Origin of the sequence: Streptomyces triculaminicus, assembly GCF_017349075.1 — a bacterium.
In the GTDB taxonomy this organism is placed as follows: domain Bacteria; phylum Actinomycetota; class Actinomycetes; order Streptomycetales; family Streptomycetaceae; genus Streptomyces; species Streptomyces triculaminicus.
This window is the reverse complement of record NZ_JAFMOF010000005.1, coordinates 104,336-126,484: the sequence shown is the minus strand read 5'-3', so window position 1 is coordinate 126,484 and position 22,149 is coordinate 104,336. Positions and strand designations below refer to the sequence as shown.

17 protein-coding genes are annotated in these 22,149 nt (G+C 74.9%); 9 read left to right on the top strand and 8 right to left on the bottom strand.

Going from position 1 to position 22,149, the window contains the following annotated elements:
• Positions 1-11 precede the first annotated feature (11 nt).
• The 4 genes from J1792_RS28875 to J1792_RS28860 form a co-directional block, all read right to left on the bottom strand.
• Complete coding sequence (locus J1792_RS28875) at positions 12-1,517, bottom strand: phytoene desaturase family protein (protein WP_086574647.1); 1,506 nt, start codon at positions 1,515-1,517, stop codon at positions 12-14.
• A gap of 341 nt (positions 1,518-1,858) precedes the next feature.
• Positions 1,859-2,470 carry a TetR/AcrR family transcriptional regulator gene (locus J1792_RS28870; protein ID WP_086566058.1) on the bottom strand — a complete coding sequence of 204 codons (612 nt, stop codon included), beginning with the start codon at positions 2,468-2,470 and terminating at the stop codon, positions 1,859-1,861.
• A 35-nt stretch (positions 2,471-2,505) separates the two neighbouring features.
• Positions 2,506-4,635 carry a YhgE/Pip domain-containing protein gene (locus tag J1792_RS28865; RefSeq protein WP_086566057.1) on the bottom strand — a complete coding sequence of 710 codons (2,130 nt, stop codon included), beginning with the start codon at positions 4,633-4,635 and terminating at the stop codon, positions 2,506-2,508.
• Positions 4,607-5,374 carry an ATP-binding cassette domain-containing protein gene (locus tag J1792_RS28860; RefSeq protein ID WP_086566056.1) on the bottom strand — a complete coding sequence of 256 codons (768 nt, stop codon included), beginning with the start codon at positions 5,372-5,374 and terminating at the stop codon, positions 4,607-4,609. The genes J1792_RS28865 and J1792_RS28860 overlap by 29 nt, the downstream gene beginning before the upstream one ends.
• A gap of 159 nt (positions 5,375-5,533) precedes the next feature.
• Between J1792_RS28860 and J1792_RS28855 the strand changes: the two genes are divergently transcribed.
• Together J1792_RS28855 and J1792_RS28850 are read left to right on the top strand one after the other, a co-directional pair.
• Positions 5,534-6,289 (top strand): methyltransferase, encoded by a 756-nt coding sequence (locus J1792_RS28855; protein WP_086566055.1) that lies wholly within the window; start codon positions 5,534-5,536, stop codon positions 6,287-6,289.
• 237 nt (positions 6,290-6,526) lie between these two features.
• Entirely contained in the window at positions 6,527-6,919 is a 393-nt protein-coding gene (locus J1792_RS28850) for an SCO2097 family morphological protein (protein ID WP_086566054.1), read from the top strand.
• A 186-nt stretch (positions 6,920-7,105) separates the two neighbouring features.
• Here J1792_RS28850 and J1792_RS28845 read toward each other — a convergent pair whose 3' ends face one another.
• From J1792_RS28845 to J1792_RS28830, 4 genes are all read right to left on the bottom strand, one after another.
• Positions 7,106-9,544 carry a transglutaminaseTgpA domain-containing protein gene (locus J1792_RS28845; RefSeq protein ID WP_086566053.1) on the bottom strand — a complete coding sequence of 813 codons (2,439 nt, stop codon included), beginning with the start codon at positions 9,542-9,544 and terminating at the stop codon, positions 7,106-7,108.
• On the bottom strand, positions 9,541-10,896 hold the full coding sequence (locus J1792_RS28840) for a DUF58 domain-containing protein (protein WP_086566052.1): 1,356 nt from the start codon (positions 10,894-10,896) through the stop codon (positions 9,541-9,543). Before J1792_RS28840 ends, J1792_RS28845 begins: the two co-directional genes overlap by 4 nt.
• Positions 10,896-11,894, bottom strand: a complete 999-nt coding sequence (locus J1792_RS28835; protein ID WP_086566059.1) for an AAA family ATPase — start codon at positions 11,892-11,894, stop codon at positions 10,896-10,898. Before J1792_RS28835 ends, J1792_RS28840 begins: the two co-directional genes overlap by 1 nt.
• A gap of 198 nt (positions 11,895-12,092) precedes the next feature.
• Positions 12,093-12,647 (bottom strand): beta-class carbonic anhydrase, encoded by a 555-nt coding sequence (locus J1792_RS28830; protein ID WP_086566051.1) that lies wholly within the window; start codon positions 12,645-12,647, stop codon positions 12,093-12,095.
• A gap of 306 nt (positions 12,648-12,953) precedes the next feature.
• Between J1792_RS28830 and rsmH the strand changes: the two genes are divergently transcribed.
• The 7 genes from rsmH (at position 12,954) to murD (ending at position 22,139) form a co-directional block, all read left to right on the top strand.
• Entirely contained in the window at positions 12,954-13,913 is a 960-nt protein-coding gene (gene rsmH, locus J1792_RS28825) for a 16S rRNA (cytosine(1402)-N(4))-methyltransferase RsmH (protein ID WP_086566050.1), read from the top strand.
• Entirely contained in the window at positions 13,910-14,545 is a 636-nt protein-coding gene (ftsL, locus tag J1792_RS28820) for a cell division protein FtsL (protein ID WP_207248539.1), read from the top strand. Before rsmH ends, ftsL begins: the two co-directional genes overlap by 4 nt.
• Before the next feature lie 4 nt (positions 14,546-14,549).
• Positions 14,550-16,451 carry a peptidoglycan D,D-transpeptidase FtsI family protein gene (locus J1792_RS28815; protein WP_207248538.1) on the top strand — a complete coding sequence of 634 codons (1,902 nt, stop codon included), beginning with the start codon at positions 14,550-14,552 and terminating at the stop codon, positions 16,449-16,451.
• Between the two features lie 12 nt (positions 16,452-16,463).
• Positions 16,464-18,164, top strand: a complete 1,701-nt coding sequence (locus tag J1792_RS28810) for a UDP-N-acetylmuramoyl-L-alanyl-D-glutamate--2,6-diaminopimelate ligase (protein ID WP_207248537.1) — start codon at positions 16,464-16,466, stop codon at positions 18,162-18,164.
• A 65-nt stretch (positions 18,165-18,229) separates the two neighbouring features.
• A complete protein-coding gene (locus tag J1792_RS28805; protein WP_086567478.1) occupies positions 18,230-19,651 on the top strand; it encodes a UDP-N-acetylmuramoyl-tripeptide--D-alanyl-D-alanine ligase in 1,422 nt (473 codons plus the stop codon).
• Positions 19,651-20,715 carry a phospho-N-acetylmuramoyl-pentapeptide-transferase gene (gene mraY, locus J1792_RS28800; RefSeq protein ID WP_086567477.1) on the top strand — a complete coding sequence of 355 codons (1,065 nt, stop codon included), beginning with the start codon at positions 19,651-19,653 and terminating at the stop codon, positions 20,713-20,715. Before J1792_RS28805 ends, mraY begins: the two co-directional genes overlap by 1 nt.
• Positions 20,712-22,139, top strand: a complete 1,428-nt coding sequence (gene murD, locus J1792_RS28795) for a UDP-N-acetylmuramoyl-L-alanine--D-glutamate ligase (RefSeq protein ID WP_242705060.1) — start codon at positions 20,712-20,714, stop codon at positions 22,137-22,139. The genes mraY and murD overlap by 4 nt, the downstream gene beginning before the upstream one ends.
• Positions 22,140-22,149 lie beyond the last annotated feature (10 nt).

Here is a 22,149-nt window from a genome sequence, read left to right as displayed (position 1 = left end):
GGCGCGGCGGCCTACTGCGAGCCGCGCCAGTCGGCGCCGTCCACGATCAGCCCGGCGACCAGCGCGCCGGACATGCCCGCGTGCGCCAGCCCGCCGCCGGGGTGGGCGAAGCCGCCCGCCAGATACAGGCCGGGCAGGCCGGTGACGTTGCCGGGATGCAGGAACGCCCCCTCCGCTCCGGCCAGGGCCGGCGCGGGCACGCCCCCGCCCTCGGCCCCGGTCGCCGCCCGGGTGTCGGCCGGCGTGCGCACCTCGTGCCACATCAGCCGCTTCCGCAGGTCCGGCACGGCGGCCTCGGCCGCCCGGATCACCCGCTCGGCGAAGCCGGCGGACACCCCGGGCGCCGACCAGTCCACCCGGCCGTGCGGGGCGACCGTCGCGGTGAGCGTCACCGCCTCGTGGTCGTCCCCGGGGCGCGTCGTGGGGTCGTCCGGCCGCAGCACCGTCACCGTCGGCCCGTGGCCGGACCCGCCGCGCTCGCCGAAGACGGCGTCCAACTCGGCGCCGCGGCCGGCCGCGTGGACCACCGTGCGGTGCGCGGTGCCCTCCGGCCGGGCGCCGGAGAGCGCCAGGAACACGCCGAACCTGCCGGCCGGCGCGACGGGGGCCGCGGACGGCCGCCCCTCCACGCCCGGCGCGATGGCCGCCAGCCGGCCGGGCGCGACCGCGGCCACCACCATGTCGGCCTCGGCGACGCCGCCGTCGGCCAGCCGCACCCCGGCCGCCCGGCCGTCCTTCTCCACCAGTCCCACGACCTCGGCGCCGAAGAAGAACTCCACGCGCCGCGCCAGGCACCGCTCGTACAGGGCGTCCGCCAGCCCGCGCAGGCCGCCGCGCACGTACCAGCTGCCGAAGGTCTGCTCCATGTACGGCAGCACGGTCGCGCTCGCGGGGGCGCGGCGCGGATCGAGGCCGTACGCCAGGGCGTGGCTCTCGAGCAGGGCGACGAGGCGGGGGTCCTTCAACTCCCGCTCGGCCACGGCCGCCAGGGTGGCGGGCGCCGCCCGGCGGAAGAGCCCGCGCCGGCGCACCGCCGGGTACGGGTCGCCGCCCAGGGCCCCGGCGGTCTCCGCGCGCAGCGGCTCCTCCAGCAGCGGACGCCGCGTGGCGTCCCAGACCTCGCGCGCCCGGTTGACCAGATCGCTCCAGCGCTCGCCCGCGCCCGGGCCCACCGCCGCGTCCAGGGCGGCGACGACGCCGGCCCGCGAGGCGTTGGGCAGCGAGACGTCGGTGCCGTCGGGGAAGACGTGCCGGCTCGCCGGATCCACCTGGACCAGCTCCAGGCACTGCTCCAGCGACTCCTTGCCGGTCTTGACGAACAGGTCGCGGTAGACGGCGGGAAGGTGCAGCAGCCCGGGGCCGGTGTCGAAGACGAACCCCTCCCGTGCCAGCCGCCCGACGCCGCCTCCGTGCGTTCGTCCCTGTTCGTACACCGCCACCCGGTGGCCCGCGACGGCCAGCCGGGCGGCGGCCGCCATCGCGCCCATCCCGGCGCCGATCACCGCAATCCGTGCCATGCGCCGACTGTATCGGCACCCGGCGGCCCGGCCCGCAACGCGGCCCCGCACCCGTCCGCACCGGTGCCGGGGGCTCAGGTGATGAGTACGCGTACCTAGGCGCACGGATGAGTACGCGCGCGGATGGGCCGGACCCCTCCCACCGGGGAGAGTAGGGGGCACGGAAGGGACGCCCGGGCCGGCACCGCCGACACGGGGCGGCGGAACGGCGCGGCGGCCCTGCCGTACGGGGGAACAGGAGCCCCACGGGGGCTCTGGGGAGTTACGGGGAACGCTGCCCCGGTGCGGATCGAGGGGGATCGGTCCGCACCGGGACGGCGGACGCCCGCCGTGCGCGCCGGTCAGCGGCCGCCGCCCACCCGCCCCTGCAGCAGCCGCGACAGCGCCGAGTGCACCTCGTCGATCGACCGCTCCGGCTGGAACGACTGCCAGTCCAGCGCCGCCACCAGCACCATCCCGAACAGCGCGGACGCCGTCAGCGGCACATCGATCTCGTCGCTCAGCTCGCCCTCGGCGACCGCCTCGCGCAGCACCGACTCGATCACCGCTATCGCGCGGGAGCGGACCTGCATCAGCGTCGACTGCCAGGCCCGGTTGGTGCGCCACAGCTCGGCGACGTAGAGCTGCATGAGCGCCGGGTAGCGCGTGATGAAGTCGAGTCCGGCCCGGATCATCGCGTCGAGCGCGTCGACCCGGCTGCCCCCGCGCTCGGCGCTCTCGTCGGCGGCCGCCTGCAGGGAGTCCGTCAGCAGCTCGATGCCGTGCCGCAGCAGCTCCTCGAAGAGCACGGTCTTGCTGGCGAAGTTGTAGTAGACCGTGCCCTTCGCCACTCCGGCGCGCTCGGCGATCTCGTCCACCGTCGTGGAGGAGAAGCCCTGCTCGGCGATGAGGGTGACCGCCGCCTCGAAGAGCCTGCGCCGGGTGTTCCGGCGGCGTGTACTGCTGCTGTCCATGGGAGTGATTCTCCCTGTACGCGCGGTGTCCGCGCTCACAGACTCAGCTCCGGGTGCAGCCGGCTCACGGACCACACCTGCTTGCCGCGCGCGGACCAGGCGGTCAGCGCGAGGGCGCAGGCGGTGAACGCCGCCAGGACCGCGCACGCCCGCCACACCGGCCCGAGCCCGCCGCCGGTGATCAGGTGGCGCAGCCCCTCGACCACGTAACTCATCGGCAGGAAGGGGTGGACGGCGTTGAAGAAGCCGGGGCTGGTCTGGACGGGATAGGTGCCGCCGGCCGAGGTCAGCTGGAGCATCAGCAGGGCGAGGACGAGGATGCGGCCGGCCGGGCCGAAGCGGGCGCCCAGCCACTGCACGATGGCGGCGAAGCACGCCGTGACCAGGGCGAGGAAGGCGACGGTGCCGGTGGCGTGGGCCGTTCGCAGCCCCAGCCCCCAGTGCAGGACGGCCAGCAGCGCGCCCGCCTGCAGCACGCCGACGGCGACCACCGGCAGCCAGCCGGCCAGGGCGATCCGCCAGGCGCCGGCACCGGCCGCCAGGGCCCGCCGGTTGAGGGGCGGGATCAGCATGTAGGCGACCATGGCGCCGACCCACAGCGACAGCGGGATGAAATACGGGGCGAAACCGGTGCCGTAGTTGGGCGCCTTGTGCAGCGCCCCGCCGGCCAGCCGCACGGGGTCGGCCATCATCTCGGTGTGGGCGTCGCGGTCCTTCTTGCCGTAGTCGGGTATCCGGGCGGCGCCGTCGCGCAGTCCTCCGGCGAGCCGGGAGGAGCCGTCGGACAGCTTCACCATGCCGCTCCGGAGCGTGCCCGCGCCCTCGCGCAGCTTCCCGATGCCGCCGTCGAGCTCGGTGGCGCCCTTCTCGGCGGTTCCCAGGCCCCGGTTCAGCTGTCCCGCGCCGGTGTGGATCCGGCCGGCGCCGTCGGCGACCTTGTGGGCGCCCTGGTTGAGGGTGTTGACGTCGCGCACCGCGCCGTCGATGTCCCGCGCCAGGTTCGGGGCCTCCTTGGCCAGCCGCAGCGCGTAGGTGCGCAGGGAGTCCAGCTCGCCGGGGAGCCGGTCGAGTTCGCCGTTCTTGTTCTGTACGAGCGTGTCGAGCTTCGCCGCGCCGGCGGCGGACTGGCGGGCGGCGAAGACGGCCTTCTTCAGCTCGGGGCAGTACGCGGCGGCCCCCTGGGGCGGGCACTGCCCGGCGTATGCCGCGGACAGCGCGGCCGCGCTCTTGCGGGCGGCCTCGGAGAGCGCCGCGGTGGTGGCGGCGGACGGCAGGTCGTCCAGGTGTTCGCGCAGCAGCTTCGCCTGCTCGGCGACGAAGCGGGCGGTCGTGCCGATCTCCTTGGCGTGCCCCTTGACGAAGGTGCCTTCGTCGCGGGCCGCGGCGTTGACCTTGTCCGCCAGCTTCTGGGTGCCGGCCGCGACCTTCCCCGCGCCGGTGGTCAGTTCGCGGGAGGCCGTATCGAGGGTGCCCGCGCCGGTGTGGAGTTCGCCGACGCCGTCCTCGAGGGTGCCGCTGCCGCGTTTCGCCCGGTTCAGCCCGTCCTTGAGGTCGCCGGCGCCCTTGCCCGCCTTGTCGATGCCGTCCTCCAGCCGGCCGGCGCCCTCGGCGGCCTCGCCGGTCTTCCCGTGGAGCTCGGAGAAGGAGACGAAGATCTTGTCGTAGAACGAGCGGGAGGCCTTGCGGGACGCGGCCGCGCGGACCTCGGAGAAGACCGTGCGGGAGATCTGGCCGACGATGTAGTTGTTGGCGTCGTTCGTACGGACCTCGAGCGCGCCGGCCGCCGGGGAGTCGCCGGAGGCGGAGGCGACGCGCTCGCTGAAGTCGGCGGGGATGGTCAGCGAGAGGTAGTACCTGCCCCGCTCGACGCCCGCGCGGGCCTCGTCGGCGCCCGTCTCGTGCCACCGGAACGACGAGCTGTCCCGCAGGCCCGCCGCGATCGAGTCGCCCGCCGTGAGCCGGTGGCCGTCCACGGTGGCGCCCCGGTCGGCGTTGACCAGGGCGACGGGCACCTTGTCCAGGCGCCCGTAGGGATCCCAGAACGACCACAGGTACAGGGCGCCGTAGAGCAGCGGCAGCAGCAGGAGCGCGACGAGCGCGGCCCGGGGGAGACGGCCCCTGCCGAAGCGCCGGAGTTCAAGCGCGGCCAGTTTCGGCGAGCGCACCGGAGGCCCCTTTCTCTCGCTTTTCTCGCTTCTCGTGCTTCTCGTGGTCGCGGGCCGGGACGACGATCGCCCCCTCGGGAGGTTCGCCGCACACCGCGAGCACGGTCGGACCCGCGGCGGCGAGCGAGCGCAACAGGGCCCACACCTCCTCGCGTTCGGCGGGGGAGAGCTTGAGGTCGGCGTCGTCCACGGCGATCAGCCGCGGCCGGCCCACGAGCGCGAGGGCGAGCGAGAGCCGCAGCGCCTCCACCCGGCCGAGGTCGCGGACGGCCGTGGCGGCGCCCCTGGGCAGGGCCGGCACCTCGAGGCCGGCGGCGGCGAGCGCCGCCTCGGCCTGCGCGCGTTCCTCCCGCGCGCGGGCGCCCCGGCGGAGCGGGCCGAGCAGCGGGCCGCCGAACCGCCGCCGCAGCAGGGCCCGTTCCCGCAGGTGCTCGGCGACGGTCAGGGCGGGGTCGAGTTCGGTGACGCCGGGGACGTGCGCGAGCGCGCTCAGGGCGCGGACGGCGGACATCCTCCGGGGCAGCGGCAGGCCCGCGACCGCGGCCGTGCCCGAGGAAGGACGCATGCGGCCGGTCAGCGCGAGCAGAAGACAGGTGCGGCCCGAGCCGGACGGGCCCGTGACGGCGACGAGCGAGCCGGGCTCCGCTCTCACGTCCACACCGCGGAAGACCCAGCCCCGAGGGCCCTCGAGGCCGAAGTCCTCGGCCGTGATCGCGGCTCCGTGCGGGGTGTCGTCCATGCGACCTCCAACAACTTGCACTGACCGGTCAGTGCAAAAAGTATGGCGGACCCCGGGCCCCGCCCGTCAACCCCGCCCCGGTAAAGCCCATTAGGCTGGGGCCGCCGGCGAAGGTCGCCGGAGAAGAGCCGTTCTGCCGCCGCCGAGGAGCCGTCCGCCGTGTCAGACCCCCTTCGCCCCCGGGCGTCCCTCCGTACCGCCGTGGTCTGGGAGGTCCTGCGGGACGCCCTGGACCGCCGGGTCAAGGCCGCCGGCCGGGATGCCCTGGAGGTCCTCGACACCGGTGGCGGCTCCGGCAAGTTCGCCGTCCCCCTCGCCCGGCTCGGCCACCGCGTCACCGTCGTCGACCCCAGCCCCAACGCCCTCTTCGCCCTCGAGCGCCGGGCCGCCGAGGCCGGCGTCGCCGACCTCGTCCACGGTGTCCAGGGCGACGCCCACGGCCTCTTCGACGTCGCCGAGCGCGGCGGCTACGACCTCGTGCTGTGCCACGGCGTGCTGGAGTACGTCGAGGACCCCGCCGAGAGCGTGCGCAACGCCGTCGCCGCGCTGCGCCCCGCCGGCACCCTCAGCCTGCTCGCCGCCGGGACCGGCGGCGCCGTGCTCGCCCGCGCCCTGGCCGGGCACTTCACCGAGGCCCACCAGGCGCTCACCGACCCCGCGGGCCAGTGGGGAGCGGGAGACGCCCTCGCCCGCCGGTTCACCGCCGACCAGCTCTCCGGCCTGGTCGCCGACGCCGGGCTCGAGGTCTCGGCGGTGCACGGCGTGCGCGTCTTCGCCGACCTGGTGCCCGGCGTGCTCGTCGACGCCGAGCCCGGCGCCATGGACGCGCTCCTGCGCCTCGAGGCCGCCGCGGCCGAGCTGCCCGCCTTCCACTCCGTGGCCACTCAGCTGCACGTCCTGGCCGAGCGGGGCTGATCGCGCGCGGGCGCACACGGGCCGCCCCGTCGGCCCGTTCGCCCCGTATGATCGGGGGACACCGTCCGGCATGGCGGATCGGCGAGCAGGGAATGTACGTCCCGACGGCATCGATCGCCACACCGGGGCCGGTGGCCGAATTGGCGCAGAGGGGCGGGTTTCACGGGGGCGATTCCCTGCCTATCCTGAAAGGGTCGCACCCGGTCGCCCCCCGCGACCGACGAGTAGGAGGACTCCGTGCCGCTCTCGGAGCACGAGCAGCGCATGCTCGAGCAGATGGAGCGAGCGCTGTACGCCGAAGATCCCAAGTTCGCGACAGCGCTCGAGGGCAGCGGCCTGCGCACGTACACCCGGCGACGGGTCTACCAGGCGGTCGCGGGTTTTCTGGTGGGCATCGCGCTCCTCATGGCCGGAATGGTCGCCCAGCGGATCTGGATCAGCGTCGTGGGCTTCCTCGTCATGCTGAGCTGCGCCGTGCTCGCGGTGACGGGGTGGCGCAAGGCGCCCAGGCCCGGCGCGCAGCGGAACGCCGGACCGGGCATGCCGCGACGGCAGGCCGTCCGGCGACGCGGAATGATGGACCGGATCGAGCAGCGCTGGCAGCGCCGCCGCGACGAACAGGGCCACTGAGCCCGGCAGTCGAGCCTCAAGGACCGAGCCCACGGGGGCCAGGACACGATCCTGGACCCCGTGGGCTTTTCCGCCGTCTTCGGTCGCCTTCCCTCGCCTTCCCTCGCCTTCGACCGCCTTCCCGGACCCGCCCGCCGCCTGTCCGGGGCCGCCGTTCCCGCGCCCGCCCGGCGGGTGCGGGACGCCTCAGCCCCGTCGCCCGGTCCTGAGCCCCGCGGCGATCCCGCGCAGCGCGGCCCCGACCCGGCGCCAGGCCCGGCCCACGGGCCCGGAGCGCAGCGCGGCGCCGGCCGCCGAGCGGCGGCGGGCGGCGGCCCGCACGATACGGACGGCGCTGCGCGGCGCCAGCCGGGCCCGCAGCCGGGCCCGGGGAGCGGCCGAGGCGTGCAGGCCGGCCCGTACGAGCTCGACGTCGCCGGCCAGCCCCTCGGCCGGGCTCGGGCCGGGGGCGTACAGCGTCCGCTCCACCGCCGTGGCCACCCGCCCGGCGGCCTCGGCCGCGGGGCCCTCCAGGCGGGCCGTCACCACGATCCGGTCGGCGGCCATCCTGGGGGTGCGGGAGTCGTCGGGCGGAATGCCGTAGTCCCAGGCGGAGTCGGTCAGCTCGCGCCAGGCGGCCAGCGTGCGGGCCGCCGGCTCGCCGGGGGAGCGCGCCCCGCCCAGCCGCCGGGCCCGGGTCCGTATCCGCCACAGCATCGGCAGCAGGGGCAGCGCCAGCGCCGCCAGGCAGGCCAGCGCGAAGCCCGCGACCGTGAGCGGGGAGGTGCTCCCGCCGGTCTCCGCGGCACTCGCCCGGGAGGCGGGCCCGGGGCAGCCGGCGAGTTTCCTCTGCTCCGGCGGGCACGCCGGATCCACCGAGGGCGCCGCCGACGGGACGGTCCGGCGGCTCGGCGCCGGCACCGGGGCGCCGGGGTCGGGCGCGGTGGGCGCCTGGGCGACCGTGTACTCGGGCTGGGTGCCCCGGCTCGGGGTGGGCTCGAACCGCGTCCACCCGGCGCCTTCGAAGTACAGCTCGGGCCAGGCGTGCGCGTCCTTCGACCCCACCGACATCGACCCGTCCGCCTGCGGGCTGCCCGGCGTGAAGCCGACCGCCACCCGGGCGGGAATGCCCAGCGTCCGGGCCATGGCCGCCATGGAGAAGGAGAAGTGGACGCAGAAGCCCCGCTTCTCCTCGAGGAAGCGGGCTATGGCGTCGTGGCCGCTGCCCGAGCGCACCTCGGTGTCGTAGCGGAAGCCGCCGCCCACGGCGAAGAAGTCCTGGAGCCTGATCGCCTGCTCGTAGGCGTTGGCCGCCCCGGCGGTCACCTCGCGGGCGGTCCGGGCCACCACCGCCGGCACGTTGTCCGGGACCTGGGTGTACTCGCGCAGCAGCGCCTCGGGAGGCGCCGGGGCGGCCGCGAGCTGCGCGGCCGTCGGCTGCACCCGCAGGACGGCGACCTCGTAGCGCAGGCCCCGGGTGGTCTGGCCGTGGTCGCCGACCAGGGTGCGGCCCTCGGGCTCGTAGCGCCACTGGCCCGTGAGCCTGTCGACGCTCTGGGCGGGATAGGGCATCGGCAGGTAGTTCTGGGCGTAGCCGTCGGCGGCCGCGACGGACATCCCGACCGGGTCCGCCCGCACCTCCGGGGCCAGCCCGGTGGGCGCCGGCAGCATCGGCATCGGCACATTGGTGATCCGCCGCTCCGAGGCCCGCCATGACGCCCCGTCGAACCGGTCGAGGGAGACGATCCGCAGATACAGGTCCTGACCCCCCGGAGGGGCGACGCGATAGCGCAGGACCTCGCGGTTCTCCGGCTGGTTGAGGCTGTTCTGCAGCGACACCAGGGGATTGACCGCCGAGATGGTGCCGCCGGAGCCGCCGGGTCCGTCGCCCCGGCCGCGCGGCTGCAGCAGCCCGCCGCCGATCGACGGCAGCACCGCCGGCGCCACCAGCGCGATGCCGAGCACCAGCGCGCCGATGCGGTGGCCCGTGCGGACGGGGCTCGGCCCGCGGCCCGCCCCGATCGCGGCCGGGCCGTCCGCGGAGGGCGGCTGCCCGCCGAAGACGCGGCCCCAGCGCGAGAGCCGCTCACGGCCCTCGGCCAGGAGCAGCAGGAGATAGCCGGCCGCGGCCGGCAGGAACAACAGCCAGTCCGAGCCGCCCTTGGCCAGCCCGGCGCCGATCGAGTACAGCGCGAGCAGCGGCAGGCCCGCCGGGGCCGCGCCGCCGTACGTGACCGCCAGCGCGTCCACGACCAGGCCGACCAGCAGCACCCCGCCGACCAGCAGCAGCCTGAGGGCCACGGTCGCCGGCGCCGGGATGGCGTACCGCCCGATGTCGTCCAGGCTCTCGCGCAGCAGATGGTCGAAGTGCTGGAGGACGTCCGGTCCCGGGAGCACCCCGGCGACGGCCTGCTCGCGGGCGAAGACCACGGTCAGCAGCAGCAGCGAGGTCACCGCCTGCAGCGCGATGGTCAGGGGCGCGGCCAGCGGCACCCGGCGCGCCACCACGCCGACGGCGCTCTGGACCGTCAGCAGCAGCGCGGCCTGCAGGATCCAGCTGGTCCGGTCGACCAGCGGCAGCATCGCGCAGGCCGCCCCGAGCGTCGCCAGCGCGCCGCACACCGCCGGCCATACCCGCCCGTTCATGCCAGGCCCCCCATCGCTGTGCCCGTCCTGCCACCCGCCGCGCCCGTGGCGGCCGCGTCCTCCCGGACCCCCGGCGCGCCCGCCAGCCGCCACAGGGCGGGCAGCGTGACGCCGGGGCCCACGGCCAGCGCCGTCCACCCGGCCTCACGCAGCAGCCGCAGCCCCGCCCCGGCCGCCGCACCGCGGCCCGCCCACGCGTCCGCGTCCAGGACGAAGGCGACGGCCGTGCCGCCGCGCGGCCGCATCCGGGCGGCCACCGCCGCCTGCCGCTCGTCCAGCTCGCCGAGGAAGGCGATCAGCAGCCCCTCGCCCGAGCCGTCGCGCAGCGCGTCGTACGCCGGGGACAGGTCCGTCCCCTCGGAGTGGTCCAGCACGGCCAGGGCGTCCAGCAGCAGCCCGGCCGCCTCGGCCGGCACGGCGTGCCCGTCCGGGCCGCCGGGCCCCGTCAGGAGGCCGCCGGTGTCGGTCAGCAGGCGCACCGTGAAGCCGCGCTCCAGCAGGTGCAGTGCGGCGGAGGCGGCCCCCGACACCGCCCACTCGAACGGCGAGTCCGGGCCCGCGCCCTCGTAGGCCACGCCCCGGGTGTCCAGCAGCACCGTGCAGTGCGCCCGCCGGGGCTGCTCCTCGCGGCGCACCATCAGCTCGCCATGGCGGGCCGTGGAGCGCCAGTGCACCCGGCGCAGGTCGTCGCCGTGGCGGTATTCACGCGGAATGACGTCGTCCTCGCCGGCCAGGGCGAGGGAGCGCAGGCTGCCGTCGCCGTGGCCCAGGGCCCCGCCGCCCAGCCGCAGGGGCGGCAGCGCGTCGACGCGCGGCACGACCGTGAGCACGTCGTACGCGCTGAAGCTCCGGCTCAGCTCGCACATCCCGAAGGGGTCGCTCAGCCGCAGCTGCAGCGGGCCCAGCGGATAGCGGCCGCGCAGGGGGGAACGGACCCGGTAGGACACCTCGCGCCGACCGCCCGGCTCGATGCGCTCCAGCACGAAGCGCGGGCGCGGGCCCAGGGCGTAGGGCACCCGGTCCTGCAGCATCAGCAGGCCCGTGGGCAGCCGCGAGACGTTGTCCAGGCGCAGGCTCACCCGGGCCTCGCCCAGGGCGGACACCCGCGCGGGCGTCAGCCGTCTGCTGCCCGTGACGCGCTGGCGGCCGGCCTGCAGGACGAGCACGCACACCAGGGGCAGCACGGCCAGTAACAGCCCGACGCGCAGCAGGTCCTCCTGGCCCAGGACGTAGGCGCACCCGGCCGCGGCGACGCCGGCCGCCAGGAACGAGCGGCCCCGGGTGGTCAGCCCGGCGAACGCCGCCCCCAGGCTCCTGAGCCGGCCCGGCCGGGGCGCGGCGCCGGCGGACATCACAGCCGCCGGGCGCCCGGCGGCTGCTGGCCGAACGGGTCGGGCAGCGGAGTGCGCTGCAGGAGGTCCATGACGATCAGCTCGGCCGTGCGCCGGTTGAGCTGGGCCTGCGCGGTCGGCAGCAGCCGGTGCGCGAGCACCGCGACGGCCAGCGCGCGCACGTCGTCGGGCAGGGCGAAGTCGCGCCCCGCGAGCGCGGCGGCGGCCTTCGCCGCCCGCACCAGGTGCAGCGTCGCGCGGGGCGACGCGCCGAGTCTGAGATCCGGGTGGTGACGGGTGGCGGTGACCAGGTCGACCGCGTACCGCCGCACGGACTCGGCGACGTGCACCGAGCGCACCGCGTCGATCATCTTGACGATCTCGTGGGCGTGGGCCACCGGCTGCAGGTCGTCCAGCGGGGAGAAGCCGGCGTGGGCGTCCAGCATCCGCAGCTCGGCCTCCGGGCTGGGATAGCCCATCGACACCCGGGCCATGAAGCGGTCGCGCTGCGCCTCGGGCAGCGGATACGTGCCCTCCATCTCCACGGGGTTCTGCGTGGCGACCACCATGAAGGGGCCGGGCAGCTCGTAGGTGTGCCCGTCGACGGTGACCTGGCGCTCCTCCATCGACTCCAGCAGCGCCGACTGGGTCTTGGGCGAGGCGCGGTTGATCTCGTCGCCGATCACGATCTGCGCGAAGATCGCGCCGGGCTTGAACTCGAAGTCGCGGCGCTGCTGGTCGTAGACGCTCACGCCGGTGATGTCCGAGGGCAGCAGGTCCGGGGTGAACTGGATACGCCGCACCGAGCAGTCCAGCGACCGCGCCAGCGCCTTGGCGAGCATCGTCTTGCCGACCCCGGGCACGTCCTCGATCAGCAGGTGGCCCTCGGCGAGCAGCACGGTCAGCGACAGCCGTACGACCTCCGGCTTGCCCTCGATCACACCCTCCACCGACCTGCGGACGCGGTCCGCGGTCGTGGTCAGATCGCTCAGGCTCGCTCGCTCGTCATAGGTCGTCACCCGGTCCTCCTCGGCCCAGTACCGGGGCATGATCCGACGGGTCACGGACCGCCCCCCTCCCAGCGTGGACGCCGCGCCCGCGATCACGGAGGCGGCGTCCTACGCATTCTGTCCGTCCACGGCGGTTCCCGTCACCGCCTGTGGATAACTCGCGACCCGGCCGGGGATTCCGGCCGCCGCGACGGTGCCCCCCCGGGCTCAGGGCCGGGGGTCGATCTCGCGCAGCCGGCCGGTGGTGACGTCGAAGACGAAGCCGCGCACATCGTCGCGGTGCGGCAGGAAGGGAGACGTCCGCACGCGCTGCATGGACTGGCGCACGTCCTGGTCGAGGTCCTTGAACGCCTCGACCGCCCAGGCCGGCCGCTGGCCGACCTCGGCCTCGATCTCGTGCCGGAAGTCCTCGGTGAGGTTCAGCAGGCCGCAGCCGGTGTGGTGGATCAGCACGACCGAGCGGGTGCCCAGGGCGCGCTGGCTGATGGTGAGCGAGCGGATGATGTCGTCGGTGACCACGCCGCCCGCGTTGCGGATGGTGTGGCAGTCGCCCAGCTCCAGGCCGAGCGCCGCGTGGAGGTCCAGGCGGGCGTCCATACAGGCCACGATCGCGACCTTGAGCACCGGCCGGGCGTCCATGCCCGGGTCGCGGAAGGAGGAGGCGTACTTCGCGTTGGCGTCGACCAGATGGTCGGTAACCGTGGGTTCGGCGCGCTCGGCGTCGGAGCTGGGCTTTTGCGGCTGGGGCGCTGATATCGGCATAGGGATGAAGGTAGTCGCCGACCGGCCGCGGCGCACGCGCGGAGTGACGCGCCTGGCGGTTGGTTGACCGAGGGGACGAGTGGACTAAAGTGGCGCGAAGTGGGAGGCGTGACGCTCCCCTTGGAACCGAAGAAAAACCCATGTGCGCGCGGTGCGTACGTGCCTCTCGGCCTCCTCCCGCTCCCGGTCGCCCGGCCCCGTCTTCCCGGTGCCGAAGCGGCCGCTTCCCCTTCGAGCGGGCGGGGACCCGGTGGTGCGTGCGTCCGGCGCGCGCGGGGCCTCCTCCCCGGACTCTCAGAAGGGCGCATGAGCAGCAACGTGCGACACGTCCCCGTCATGCTCCAGCGCTGCCTGGACATGCTCGCTCCCGCTCTCACCGAGCCCGGCGCCGTCGTCGTCGACTGCACGCTGGGCGCCGGCGGGCACAGCGAGGCGCTGCTCAAGGCGTTCCCCGAGGTCCGGCTCGTCGCCCTCGACCGCGACCCCACCGCCCTGAAGCTCGCCGGCGAGCGGCTCGCCCCGTTCGGCGAGCGCGCCACGCTGGTGCGGGCGGTCTACCACGAGCTGCCCGAGGTGCTCGAGCGGCTCGGCATCCCGAGCGTGCAGGGCGTCCTCTTCGACCTCGGCGTGTCCTCCATGCAGCTCGACGAGGCCGACCGCGGCTTCGCCTACGCCCAGGACGCGCCGCTGGACATGCGCATGGACCAGACCACCGGCATCAGCGCCGCCGAGGTCCTCAACACCTACCCGCCGGGCGAGCTGGTGCGCATCCTGCGCGCCTACGGCGAGGAGAAGCAGGCCAAGCGGATCGTCTCGGCCGTCGTCCGCGAGCGCGAGAAGGAGCCCTTCAGCAACAGCGCCCGGCTCGTCGAGCTGATCCGCGACGCCCTGCCGCAGGCCGCCAAGCGCACCGGCGGCAACCCCGCCAAGCGCACCTTCCAGGCCCTGCGCATCGAGGTCAACGCGGAGCTGGCCTCCGTGGAGGCGGCCATCCCCGCCGCGGTCGCGGCCCTGGCGGTCGGCGGCCGGATCGCCGTCCTGTCGTACCAGTCGCTCGAGGACCGCATCGTCAAGGGCGTCTTCGCGGCCGGTGCCGCCACCACGGCACCGCCCGGGCTGCCGGTCGTGCCCGAGCGCTACCAGCCCCGGCTGAAGCTGCTCACGCGCGGCGCCGAGCTGCCCACCGAGGAGGAGATCGCCGAGAACAGGCGAGCCGCCCCGGCCCGCCTGCGCGGCGCCGAACGCATCCGCGAGGACATCTTGTGACCCCGGCCGCCCGCCGGGGCAGCCGGCTCGCCCGGCTGCTTCCCGCCGGGGCCGTGGGCGCCCGCCGCACCCCCTTCGTCCTGCTGGTCGTGGTGCTGCTGGGCTCCGGGCTGATCTCGCTGCTGCTGCTGAACTCCTCCCTCAACCAGGGGTCCTTCGAGCTCAGCAGGCTGCAGCGCAAGACCACGGAGCTGACCGACGAGCAGCAGGCGCTGCAGCAGGACGTCGACCGGCTCGCCGCCCCCGACGCGCTCGAGCGCCGCGCCCGCGACCTGGGCATGATCCCCGGCGGCAGCCCCGCCTTCCTCAACCCCGACGGCACCGTCAGCGGCGTCCCCGCCCCCGCCGGCTCGGACCCCTCGGCCGACGCGGCCTCCTACGTCGCCCCCGCCGAGCCGCCGCGCGCCCCGGACGCCGCGCCCGCCGCCGCGCCCGCCCCGGCAGGCCGCCGGCCGCCGTGGCCCCCTCGCCGGCCGCTCCGCCGCCCGCCGCCGTCCCGCCCGTGCCCGTCCCCCGGCGGTCGTAGGGCCCCCGGCCCCCGCGGACCCCGCCGCCACCCGCGCTCCGGCGCCCCCGTCCCGGCCCTCCCCCGGTCCCCGCGGCCGGGCACCCCGAACAGGTCAGGTAGGTGAGGTCGTGACGGCGCCCAGGCAGCCCCGCCGCCCGGTACCGGGCCCCGCGCGCCCCGTCGCGCGGCCCGTACGCCCCCGCCCGGGGTCGCAGACCCTCAGGCTCGGCAGCCCCCGGCCCCGGCTGCGCCTGATCGGCGTGGGCCTCACCCTGGTCCTGCTGGTCTTCACCGTCCGGCTGCTGCAGGTGCAGGCCGTCGACGCCGACGCCTACGCGGCCCGCGCCAACCTCAACCGCTACATCCCCGTCACCCTGGCCGCCGAGCGCGGCGCCATCACCGACCGGTCCGGCATCGACCTGGCGACCACCGTCGACGCCTACGACATCACCGCCGCCCCCGACCTGCTCACCCCCGAGCGGATCAAGGCCCAGGGGGCCGCCCGGCAGGCCGCCGAGCTGCTCTCCCCGGTGCTGCGGGAGCCGGTCGAGACGCTGGAGCAGAAGCTCACCGCGAACCCCAAGTCGAAGTACGTGGTGCTCGCCCGCCGGCAGACCCCCCAGGTCTGGAAGAAGATCACTGAGCTGAAGAAGGCCCAGGCCGACAAGGCGGCCCGCAAGCAGGGGGCGAATGTCCTCGCGGGCGTCAACCGCGAGTCCCACAGCAAGCGCGTCTACCCCAACGGCGAGCTCGCCGCCGGGCTGCTGGGCTTCGTCAGCGCCGACGGCCAGGGCGGCGGCGGCCTGGAGGCCCAGCTGAACAAGCAGCTGGCGGGGAAGGAGGGCAAGCGCGTCTACGCCCAGTCCGGCGGCCGCCAGGTGCCCACCGGGGACGTCAAGGAACAGGCCGCGGTGCCCGGCTCCGACGTCGAGCTGACCATCGACCGCGACATCCAGTGGGCCGCGCAGAACGCCATCGCCCGCCAGGTGGAGCAGTCCGGCGCCGACCGCGGCTACGTCGTCGTCCAGGACACCCGCAGCGGCGAGATCCTCTCCATGGCCAACGCCCCCGGCTACAACCCCAACGAGCTCGCCCGGGCCGACGGTTCCGCCATGGGCAACTTCGCCCTCCAGGACGCCTACGAGCCCGGCAGCGTCAGCAAGGTCATGACCATGGCCGCCGTCCTCGAGGAGGGCGTGGCCACGCCCTCCACCCGCGTCGAGGTGCCCAACCGGCTGCCGCGCGCCGACCGCTCGTTCGCCGACGACGTCGACCACCCCACCTGGCACCTCACCCTCAACGGCGTGCTCGCCAAATCCAGCAACATCGGCACGATCCTGGCCAGCGAGCAGCTCGGCAAGAGCCGCCGGCAGGCCAACGAGGTCCTCTACACCTACCTGCGGAAGTTCGGCATCGGCCGCCCCAGCGGCCTCGGCTTCCCCGGCGAGACCCCCGGCATCCTCGCCAAGCCGCAGGAGTGGAAGTCCTCGCGGCCGTACACCATCCCCTTCGGCCAGGGCCTGTCCCTCAACGCCGTCCAGGCCGCGTCCGTGTACTCCACCATCGCCGCCGGCGGCGAGCGCGTACAGCCCTCGCTGGTGCGCGGCACCAAGGGCCCCGACGGCCACTTCGCCGCCGCGCCCACCCCGCCGCGCACCCGGGTGATCAGCCAGAAGACCGCCCGGCAGCTCACCGAGATGCTGGAGTCGGTCGTCGACGACCAGGAGGGCACCGGCACCAAGGCGAAGATCCCCGGCTACCGGGTGGCCGGCAAGACCGGCACCTCCAACCGGGTGGACCCGCAGACCGGCCGCTACCACGGCTACACCGCCTCCTTCGCCGGCTTCGCCCCCGCCGACCAGCCCCGGATCACGGTCTACTGCGCCATCCAGAACCCCACCCGGGGCAGCTACTTCGGCGGCCAGATCTGCGGACCGGTCTTCAAGCAGGTCATGGAGTTCGCCCTGAAGACCCTCCAGGTGCCGCCGTCGGGCTCGCAGCCGCCCCGGCTGCCGGTGAGCTACGAGTGAGCCGGGTCCGCCGTGACGACGATCACTCCCGATCCGAGGAACCGCGACCCGGCGGGCCCCTCGCTTCGCGACGAGGCGGGTACGCCCGGTACGCTCACCGCCGTGCCCCACGCTGATCAGTCCCACGCCACCTCCCAGGACGCCCCCGCCGCGCACCCGGGAGCGCCCCGCCCCACCCGCGTCGGTCCCGTGCCCCTCACGGAGCTGGCCGGTCAGCTGGGCATCCCCGCGCCCCAGGGCGCGCCCGAGGTCCGAGTCACCGGCATCACCCACGACTCGCGGGCCGTCCGCCCCGGCGACGTCTACGCCGCCCTGCCGGGCGCCCGCTTCCACGGCGCCGACTTCGCGGCCCAGGCCGCGGAGCGCGGCGCCGCCGCCGTGCTCACCGACCCGGCGGGCGCCGAGCGCGCCGCCGCCACCGGGCTGCCCGTCCTGAGCGTGGACGACCCGCGCGGCCGGATGGGCGCCCTGGCCGCCACGATCTACGGCCGGCCCGGCGGCGATCTGCTCCAGATCGGCATCACCGGCACCTCCGGCAAGACCACCACCGCCTACCTCATCGAGGGCGGCCTGCGGGCCCTGGCCGGGCCCACGGGCCTGATCGGCACGGTGGAGTCCCGCATCGGCGACGAGCGGATCAAGTCGGAGCGCACCACCCCCGAGGCCACGGACCTGCAGGCGCTGTTCGCCGTGATGCGCGAGCGCGGCGTGCGCTCGGTCGCCATGGAGGTCTCCAGCCACGCCCTGCGGCTCGGCCGCGTCGACGGCTGCGTCTTCGACGTCGCCGTCTTCAACAACCTCAGCCCCGAGCACATGGAGTTCCACTCGGGCATGGAGGACTACTTCGCCGCGAAGGCGGAGCTGTTCACCAAGGAGCGCAGCCGCCTGGGCGTGGTGAACGCCGACGACGAGTACGGCCGCCGGCTCGCCCGCGGCGAGTCCGAGGTCCCGGTGATCACCTTCTCCGCCGAGGGCCGCGAGGACGCCGACTGGCGCGCGGTGGACGTGGAGATCGGCCCGTTCGACTCGACCTTCACGGTGCTGGGCCCCGAAGGCCGGTCCGCGACCGCCAGGGCGCCGCTCGCCGGCCCCTTCAACGTGGCCAACGCGCTCGCCGCCATCGTCGCCCTGGTCGCCGCGGGTGCCGACCCGCAGGCCGCCGCCGACGGCGTCGCGGCCGTCCCCGGCGTGCCCGGCCGGCTCGAGCGCGTCGACGCCGGCCAGCCCTACCTGGCGGTGGTCGACTACGCCCACAAGACGGACGCCGTCGAATCGGTTCTCCGCGCCCTGCGCGCGGTCGGCACCGGCCGCATCCACGCCGTCCTCGGCTGCGGCGGCGACCGCGACACCACCAAGCGCGCCCCCATGGGTGCCGCGCTGGCCCGCGGCGCCGACACGGCCGTACTGACCTCCGACAACCCCCGCTCCGAGGACCCGCTCGCGATCCTCGCCACCATGCTCGCGGGCGCCGCCGAGGTGCCCGCCGCCGAGCGCGGCACGGTCCTCCTGCTGGAGGAGCGTGCCGCCGCCATCGCCGCCGCCGTCGCCCGCGCCGAGCCCGGCGACACCGTCCTGGTCCTGGGCAAGGGCCACGAGCAGGGCCAGGACATCGCCGGAGTGGTACGCCCCTTCGACGACCGCCAGGTGCTGCGCGAGGCCATCGAGGCCGAGCGGCTGCGTGTGCCGTCCAAGCACCGGAACGACCAGGGATGACAGACCGCCATGCGCGCACAACCCTCCCCCCGGCAGCCCTCCCCAGCGGCAGGAGGTGACCTTCGGTGATCGCCCTGTCCCTCGCCGAGATCACCGCCATCGTCGGCGGGCAGCAGCACGACATACCGGACCCGGCCGCCCGGGTCACCGGACCCGTCGTGATCGACTCCCGTGAGGTGCGGCCCGGCAGCCTGTTCGCCGCCTTCACCGGCGAACACGCCGACGGCCACGACTTCGCCGAGCGCGCGGTCGCCGCGGGCGCGACGGCCGTGCTGGCCGCCCGCCCCGTGGGCGTTCCCGCGATCGTCGTCGACGACGTCGAGCGGGCGCTGGGCGCCCTGGCCCGCGCCGTCGTCGAGCGGCTCGGCACCACGGTCGTCGCGCTGACCGGCTCGGCCGGCAAGACCAGCACCAAGGACCTGATCGCGCAGCTCCTGGAGCGCATCGGCGCCACCGTGTGGCCGCCCGGATCCCTCAACAACGAGATCGGCCTGCCGCTGACCGCGCTGCGCGCCACCGAGGACACCCGGCACCTCGTCCTGGAGATGGGCGCCCGCGGCATCGGCCACATCCGCTACCTCACCGAGCTCACCCCGCCGCGCATCGGCGTGGTCCTCAACGTCGGCACCGCCCACATCGGCGAGTTCGGCGGCCGCGAGCAGATCGCCCTGGCCAAGGGCGAGCTGGCCGAGGCGCTGCCCACCGAGGCCGATGGCGGCGTCGCCGTGCTCAACGCCGACGACCCGCTGGTGCGGGCCATGAGCGGGCGCACCAAGGCCCGTACGGTCCTGTTCGGCGAGGCCGCCGACGCCGACGTCCGCGCGGAGAACGTCCGCCTGGACGGCGTCGGAATGCCCTCCTTCACGCTGCACACACCCACCGGGTGCGCCGACGTGACCATGCGGCTGTACGGTGAGCACCACGTGTCGAACGCGCTCGCCGCGGCCGCCGTCGCCCATGAGCTGGGCATGCCCGTCCAGGAGATCGCCTCGGCGCTCTCCGCCGCGGGCCAGCTCTCGCGCTGGCGCATGGAGGTCACCGAGCGCGCGGACGGCGTGACGATCGTCAACGACGCCTACAACGCGAACCCCGACTCCATGCGAGCGGCGCTGCGCGCGCTGGTCGCGATGGGCGAAGCCGCCCGGGCTAGGGGCGGACGTACGTGGGCAGTACTCGGTCAGATGGCCGAGCTGGGCGGGGAGTCACTCGCCGAGCACGACGCTGTCGGGCGGCTCGCCGTCCGGCTCAACGTCAGCAAGCTCGTGGCAGTCGGGGGCAGGGAAGCGGCCTGGCTGCGGATGGGCGCCTATAACGAGGGTTCGTGGGGTGAGGAGTCGGTGCACGTGTCCGACGCGCAGGCGGCGGTCGACCTGTTGCGCAGCGAGCTGCGCCCGGGAGACGTCGTACTGGTGAAGGCGTCCAGGTCGGTGGGGCTGGAGCGGGTGGCCGAGCAGCTGCTCGCCGTCGACGGTGAGGTCGCCGGCTGATGAACCAGATCCTCTTCGCGGGTGTCATCGGTCTGTTCCTGACCCTCATCGGCACCCCGCTGCTGATCAAGTTCCTTGCCCGCAAGGGCTACGGCCAGTTCATCCGCGACGACGGCCCGCGCGGCCACGCCGGCAAGAAGGGCACGCCCACCATGGGCGGCATCGCCTTCATCCTGGCGACGCTCATCGCGTACGCCGTGACGAAGGTGATCACCAGCAGGGAGCCGACGACGTCGGGTCTGCTGGTGCTGTTCCTGACCGCCGGCATGGGCCTGGTCGGCTTCCTCGACGACTACATCAAGATCGTCAAGCAGCGGAGCCTGGGCCTGCGAGCCAAGGCCAAGATGGCCGGTCAGCTGATCGTCGGCATCGCCTTCGCGGTGCTCGCGCTGCAGTTCGCCGACACCCGGGGCCAGACCCCGGCCTCCACGCGGCTGTCCTTCACCCAGGACTTCGGCTGGACCGTCGGCCCGGTGATCTTCGTGATCTGGGCGCTCTTCATGATCCTCGCGATGTCGAACGGCGTGAACCTCACCGACGGCCTCGACGGCCTGGCCACCGGCGCCTCGGTGATGGTCTTCGGCGCGTACGTCTTCATCGGCACCTGGCAGCACGGCCAGTCCTGCGGCAACCCGCTGACCGCCGGCGCCTCCTGCTACGAGGTACGCGACCCGCTCGACCTCGCCGTCGTCGCCTCGGCCCTGATGGGCTCCTGCTTCGGCTTCCTGTGGTGGAACACCTCGCCCGCCAAGATCTTCATGGGTGACACCGGCTCGCTCGCCCTCGGCGGCGCGCTCGCGGGCCTGGCCATCTGCTCCCGCACCGAGCTGCTGCTCGCGCTGCTGGGCGGCCTGTTCGTCCTGATCACCATGTCCGTGGTGATCCAGGTCGGTTCCTTCCGCCTCACCGGGAAGCGCGTCTTCCGGATGGCCCCGCTGCAGCACCACTTCGAACTCAAGGGGTGGAGCGAGGTCCTTGTGGTGGTCCGCTTCTGGATCATCCAGGGTCTGTGCGTGGCCGTCGGCCTCGGAATCTTCTACGCCGGATGGTTGGCCATCAAGTGAGCTCCCAGAGCTGGAACGGCAAGCACATCACCGTCGCCGGCCTCGGCGTGAGCGGCGTCAGCGCCGCCCGCGCCCTGGCCGGCCTCGGCGCGCGCGTGACGGTCGTCGACGGCGGCGACAGCCAGGCGCTGCGCGAGCGCGCGGCGACCCTCCAGGAGCAGGGGATCACGGTCCGCCTCGGCGACGCCGACACCCTGCCCGAGGGCACCGGCCTCGTCGTCACCTCGCCCGGCTGGAAGCCGGAGAGCCCGCTCTTCGCGGCCGCCGCCGCGGCGGGCGTCGACGTGGTCGGCGACGTGGAGATCGCGTGGCTGCTGCGCGACGAGAAGTCCGCGCCCTGGCTGGCGGTCACCGGCACCAACGGCAAGACCACCACCGTGCAGATGCTGGCCTCCATCCTGGAGGCCGCCGGCCTGCGCACCGCCGCCGTCGGCAACATCGGCACGCCGATCATCGACGTGGTGCTCGGCGAGCAGGAGTACGACGTGCTCGCCGTCGAGCTCTCCAGCTACCAGCTGCACTGGGCGCCCTCGCTGCGCGCCCACTCCGCCGCCGTGCTCAACCTCGCGCCCGACCACCTCGACTGGCACGGCTCCATGCGGGCCTACGCCGCCGACAAGGGCCGGATCTACGAGGGCAACACGGTCGCCTGCGTCTACAACGTCGAGGACCCGCGCACCGAGCACCTGGTCCGCGAGGCCGACGTCGAGGAGGGCTGCCGGGCCATCGGCTTCACCCTCGGCGCCCCCGGCCCGTCCATGCTCGGCGTGGTCGACGGCCTGCTCGTCGACCGGGCCTTCGTGGAGAACCGCCACCAGCAGGCGCAGGAGCTCGCCGAGGTCTCCGACATCACGCCCCCGGCCCCCCACAACATCGCCAACGCCCTCGCCGCCGCCGCCCTCGCCCGGGCCTTCGGCGTGGAGGCCGCGGCCGTGCGTGACGGGCTGCGGGCGTTCCGGCCCGACGCCCACCGCATCGCCCACGTCGCCGACGTCGACGGCGTCGCCTACGTGGACGACTCCAAGGCCACCAACACCCACGCCGCCCAGGCCTCGCTGGCCGCCTACGGGTCGATCGTGTGGATCGCCGGCGGCCTGGCCAAGGGCGCGACGTTCGACGAGCTGGTCACCGCCTCCGCGCCGCGGCTGCGCGGCGCCGTCCTGATCGGGGCCGACCGGGCGCTGATCAGGGAAGCGCTGGCGCGACACGCCCCGGATGTGCCGGTGGTGGACCTCGAGCGGACCGACACTGGGGCGATGGCCGCGGCGGTGCAGGAGGCGGCGCGGCTCGCCCGTCCCGGGGACACCGTGCTGATGGCCCCGGCGTGCGCCTCGATGGACATGTTCACCAACTACAACAAGCGCGGCGAGGCCTTCGCCGAGGCGGTACGCGCCCTGGCCGCCGGCCGCACCGCGGCCGAGTAGCCGCCGGTCC

Coding starts and splice junctions, on each gene's coding strand:
- J1792_RS28870 (WP_086566058.1), bottom strand. CDS start 2,470: ATGGACAGCAGCAGTACACGCCGCCGGAACACCCGGCGCAGGCTCTTC.
- J1792_RS28860 (WP_086566056.1), bottom strand. CDS start 5,374: ATGGACGACACCCCGCACGGAGCCGCGATCACGGCCGAGGACTTCGGC.
- mraY (WP_086567477.1), top strand. CDS start 19,651: ATGAACCAGATCCTCTTCGCGGGTGTCATCGGTCTGTTCCTGACCCTC.
- rsmH (WP_086566050.1), top strand. CDS start 12,954: ATGAGCAGCAACGTGCGACACGTCCCCGTCATGCTCCAGCGCTGCCTG.
- J1792_RS28845 (WP_086566053.1), bottom strand. CDS start 9,544: ATGAACGGGCGGGTATGGCCGGCGGTGTGCGGCGCGCTGGCGACGCTC.
- J1792_RS28830 (WP_086566051.1), bottom strand. CDS start 12,647: ATGCCGATATCAGCGCCCCAGCCGCAAAAGCCCAGCTCCGACGCCGAG.
- J1792_RS28875 (WP_086574647.1), bottom strand. CDS start 1,517: ATGGCACGGATTGCGGTGATCGGCGCCGGGATGGGCGCGATGGCGGCC.
- J1792_RS28840 (WP_086566052.1), bottom strand. CDS start 10,896: ATGTCCGCCGGCGCCGCGCCCCGGCCGGGCCGGCTCAGGAGCCTGGGG.